This is a genomic window from Paenibacillus forsythiae T98 (genome assembly GCF_000520735.1).
GTDB lineage: Bacteria > Bacillota > Bacilli > Paenibacillales > Paenibacillaceae > Paenibacillus_AQ > Paenibacillus_AQ forsythiae.
Window position 1 is genome coordinate 1 of the sequence record NZ_ASSC01000448.1, and the last position, 3,268, is coordinate 3,268.

The window sequence follows — 3,268 nt, forward strand, 5'->3', positions numbered from 1 at the left end:
GGCGGCTGTCCGCCACAAGAAGGTGGACAGCCCGGTTCCGCAGCCGAGATCCACGACAAGGGCGGGTCTTCCTCCCCAATAGCCCGTCAGCAGTTCAGTTACAACCTTGGGCGCTTCCGGCCGGTAACGGTCATACTCATTTTGAAAACTGTTGAAGCGGATAATATTGGAACGGTGATTTCCTTCGGGTATCATGGATATACACTCCGTTTCCCAAGTATTTTGATGGATATTATACCAGCTTATGCGGGGGGCGGCGTGAATGATGCGAATGTTTGCGGAGGAGTGAGTGAATGAAGGTGAATTATAGAGCGGCAGAGCTTCGGGACGAGGAGGAGTTGTTTGCTTTAGCCGAACGCCTGGCGACAAGCTTTAAACTGAACAGGCAGGATTTCTCCGGAATCTTTCTCAAGCTTTTGACTGACACCCATGCAGACTTACTTATTGCTGAGCAGGAGTCGAGAATAATTGGATATGTATTGGCATTCCACCACTCCGCTTTTTATGCCAACGGTGTCGTCAGTTGGGTTGAGGAGCTATTTGTTCTGGAGGAATTCAGGGGCAAGAGGGTTGGAAGAAAATTGATGGAATTAGTAGAAGGGAAAGCTCATGAACGTGGTTCGAAGCTGGTTGCCCTTGCCACCAGAAGAGCCGGCGAGTTCTACCAAGCCATAGGGTATGCTGAATCCGCGGCATATTTTAAGAAGACATTATGATCGCGCTGGGAGACTCTAACAGCGGACAACCCTCAGGGTCCATAAAATATGAACAACATTAGCTTAAACTGCTGTAAAGAATGGAGGGAGCCTCTTTGAAACTTTCGGACAGTTGGTTCACAGTAGAAGAAATAGACATGACTACTTATGCAATAAGTGAGTATGGGCATTGGGAGAAAGTGCATTCCTATTTACTGCTAGGCGCAGAATTCGCTGTATTAATAGATACCGGCATTGGTATTGGAAACATTAAAAGGGTGGTTGAACAAATCACTTCTTTGCCAATAAAAGTAATAACTACGCATGTTCATTGGGATCATATAGGGAATCATGAACTTTTTGATGAAGTATATGTGCATGAATTAGAGGAAGATTGGTTAGAGAACGGAATACCAGGATTACCTATAGAGATTACTCGGCGTAACGTGGGAAGAGGCATTACGATACCTGTGCCAGACGATTTTAGCTTAGAGGAATACAGACCCTTTAGAGGTAAAGCAACTGCTGTACTAAGGGATAAAGAGACTATGGATTTAGGGGACAGGATATTAACATTCATTCATACTCCGGGTCATTCACCGGGCCATCTTTGTATTTATGAGGAAGAACGAGGATATCTATACACAGGGGACTTAATATATAAAGGAACGTTGTTTGCTTTCTATCCTACGACAGATCCGTTATTGTTTATAAAGTCGGTTGAAAAGATTAATCAAATAGAATATATAACAAAAATACTGCCGGGTCATAATGAACTTGAGTTAAACAGAAGATTTTTATCAGAGGTAAATAAAGCCTGCCAAGAATTGCTGGATAAAGGTTTAGCAAAGCACGGTACAGGAATTCATGATTACAAGGATGTAAAAATATACTTTTAGTCATCCCAAAAGATAACATACATCAAAGAGGAGGCTGGTTATGGAAGACCAATGGCGGATTGCGCCGTTTGATGCGGGGTGGCATAATCTTTTTCTTGAGGCGGGATTAAAGCTAAGGCATGCATTAGGGGAACGGGCCATTCGAATCGACCATGTCGGCTCAACTTCCATCGTAGGCATGGAGGCAAAGCCCATCATTGACATTCAGATTTCAGTCGAAAGCCTGGAGGACGAGTCAAGCTATGCATTGTGGATTGAGCAAAGCGGATTTGAATTGAGACCGGAGAATCCGGATAAAACTAAAAAGTATTTTCGGGAGATACCAGGTAATCGAAGGACCCATATTCATGTCAGACAGGCCGGAAGCTATTCCGAGCAGTTGACGCTGCTCTTTCGGGACTACCTCCGCTATTCCTCTGAGGACTGCGAGCGATATATCGAAGAAAAGCACCGGCTGATGAACCTGTACAAGCACGACCGGCCGAAGTATGTTGAGGGAAAAGGACCCATTGTATGGGATATTTTGCAGAAGGCCCACATTTGGTCGCAAGAGGCAGGCTGGAAGCCCGGAAAGACCGATGTGTGAGTGTAGCTGAGTTTAGCAAGCAATTTGTTAAAAAGGGAGGAACATCTGTATGAAACTTAAACCTTTCCTGCTTAGTTCCATTTTGTTAGCTGCTACTTCGGTGTTCTCGCTTACGAAAGCCAATGCTGCCGTACCTGCATACGGTTCTGTAATTTTAAACGGAGAATCCCTCAGTTTTGAAGCAAAGCCAATTTTACTTAATGGCAATATCATGGTTACTTTTCGCCAAATTTTTGAGGCCCTGGATATGAATGTGGAATGGGATTAAAACAAAATCAGTATTAGCGACGAAGGAGAATTTATCTATAAAAATGACTCTTGATGCTTTAAAGGCAACTGTTAACGGCAATGAATATACATTGACTCAAACCCCATTTGCAACACCTGAAAACAAGCTCTATGTTAATCTTAGATTTATAAGCGAAGCGGCAGGGGCTACAGTGAGTTGGGATAACGTAAAAAAAATAGCCACCATAACAACTAAATAAAGGCTAATTCATAAAAAAGTATAAACGGATAGAGGGGTTTAGGGACGTTCATCTTCATGGTGCTCGCTTGGGCCGGATGGCTTGTTCACGTAAAAAATCCCCGGGATCGCTTCGGACAACAAGCGTTCCCGGGGAGACTTGCGGTTGGGCGCGGTTAACGCAGCAGCGCCGGGTCGATCGGGGGGACCAGCCCTTCGGCTGCCGCCCGGCCCAGCAGGGCCGATATGGCGGCATAGCCGCTCTCGCCCAGATCCATCGTAAAGTCGTTCACATACAGATCAATATGCGATTTGGCGACCTGCGGCGACAGCTCTTGGGCATGGCTGAGCACATATTCACGGGAGGCTTCCGGGTTGTCCCAGGCGTAACGGAGTGAGGAACGAATCCATCCGCTGACAGCGTCCGCGTCAAGATCGCGGCGGGCGATAATCGCGCCGAGCGGAATCGGGAGTCCCGTGTCGCTCTCCCACCAGCTTCCGAGGTCAACCAGCATGTGAAGCCCGTATGAAGTATAGGTGAAGCGGGCCTCGTGGATGACGAGTCCGGCGTCGATTATGCCGTCCCGTACGGCTGGCATAATCTCGTGAAAAGGCATGACGA

6 protein-coding genes and 1 pseudogene are annotated in these 3,268 nt (G+C 46.5%); 5 read left to right on the forward strand and 2 right to left on the reverse strand.

The window, feature by feature from the left end:
* A pseudogene (locus L692_RS28855) lies at positions 1-195 on the reverse strand (class I SAM-dependent methyltransferase); the annotation flags it as partial.
* Positions 196-293: 98 nt separating this feature from the next.
* On the opposite strand from L692_RS28855, the gene L692_RS0114335 reads away from it, so the two are divergent.
* The 5 genes from L692_RS0114335 (at position 294) to L692_RS31230 (ending at position 2,668) form a co-directional block, all read left to right on the forward strand.
* Positions 294-716, forward strand: a complete 423-nt coding sequence (locus L692_RS0114335) for a GNAT family N-acetyltransferase (RefSeq protein ID WP_025700868.1) — start codon at positions 294-296, stop codon at positions 714-716.
* 80 nt (positions 717-796) lie between these two features.
* Positions 797-1,594, forward strand: coding sequence for an MBL fold metallo-hydrolase (locus L692_RS0114340; RefSeq protein ID WP_036723743.1), 798 nt, complete (start codon positions 797-799; stop codon positions 1,592-1,594).
* 40 nt (positions 1,595-1,634) lie between these two features.
* Entirely contained in the window at positions 1,635-2,180 is a 546-nt protein-coding gene (locus L692_RS0114345) for a GrpB family protein (protein ID WP_025700870.1), read from the forward strand.
* A gap of 49 nt (positions 2,181-2,229) precedes the next feature.
* Positions 2,230-2,448 carry a stalk domain-containing protein gene (locus tag L692_RS0114350; RefSeq protein WP_025700871.1) on the forward strand — a complete coding sequence of 73 codons (219 nt, stop codon included), beginning with the start codon at positions 2,230-2,232 and terminating at the stop codon, positions 2,446-2,448.
* Positions 2,432-2,668 (forward strand): copper amine oxidase N-terminal domain-containing protein, encoded by a 237-nt coding sequence (locus L692_RS31230; RefSeq protein WP_084463204.1) that lies wholly within the window; start codon positions 2,432-2,434, stop codon positions 2,666-2,668. The genes L692_RS0114350 and L692_RS31230 overlap by 17 nt, the downstream gene beginning before the upstream one ends.
* Positions 2,669-2,822: 154 nt before the next feature.
* Here L692_RS31230 and L692_RS0114360 read toward each other — a convergent pair.
* Positions 2,823-3,268 (reverse strand): MqnA/MqnD/SBP family protein (locus tag L692_RS0114360; protein WP_025700872.1); only part of this gene is annotated, 446 nt, incomplete at its 5' end.

Excerpts from the sequence above, each read along its gene's own strand:
- L692_RS0114335 (WP_025700868.1), top strand. The coding sequence starts at position 294 with ATGAAGGTGAATTATAGAGCGGCAGAGCTTCGGGACGAGGAGGAGTTG.
- L692_RS0114340 (WP_036723743.1), top strand. The coding sequence starts at position 797 with ATGGAGGGAGCCTCTTTGAAACTTTCGGACAGTTGGTTCACAGTAGAA.
- L692_RS0114345 (WP_025700870.1), top strand. The coding sequence starts at position 1,635 with ATGGAAGACCAATGGCGGATTGCGCCGTTTGATGCGGGGTGGCATAAT.
- L692_RS0114350 (WP_025700871.1), top strand. The coding sequence starts at position 2,230 with ATGAAACTTAAACCTTTCCTGCTTAGTTCCATTTTGTTAGCTGCTACT.
- L692_RS31230 (WP_084463204.1), top strand. The coding sequence starts at position 2,432 with ATGTGGAATGGGATTAAAACAAAATCAGTATTAGCGACGAAGGAGAAT.